We start from the raw sequence: 231 nt of genomic DNA on the forward strand, positions 1-231 counted from the left end.
AAAAGAACGACGCTCGCTTGACGATGCCCTTCCAGCGCAGTCGCGACAAGTAGGGAATTCGTCACAATCGTTAAAGACATGTCGCGGGGTAAGGCGCCGGCGAAGGCAACACTGAGGGCTCCATGGTGCATCATGATCGTTGCGCCGGATTGTACGAGTTTCGCTCCGGCAGCAGCCAGCGGTGCGAGATCCATGGTCGAGGACCTCGACCGCCTCGGGCCCGGTCTTGGC

1 pseudogene is annotated in these 231 nt (G+C 60.6%); it reads right to left on the reverse strand.

What is annotated here, in order from left to right:
- A pseudogene (locus EOD29_RS35460) lies at nucleotides 1–194 on the reverse strand (DeoR family transcriptional regulator); the annotation flags it as partial.
- Nucleotides 195–231: the final 37 nt, after the last annotated feature.

It is taken from the genome of Mesorhizobium sp. M1A.T.Ca.IN.004.03.1.1 (assembly GCF_003997555.1).
Taxonomy (GTDB): Bacteria; Pseudomonadota; Alphaproteobacteria; order Rhizobiales; family Rhizobiaceae; genus Mesorhizobium.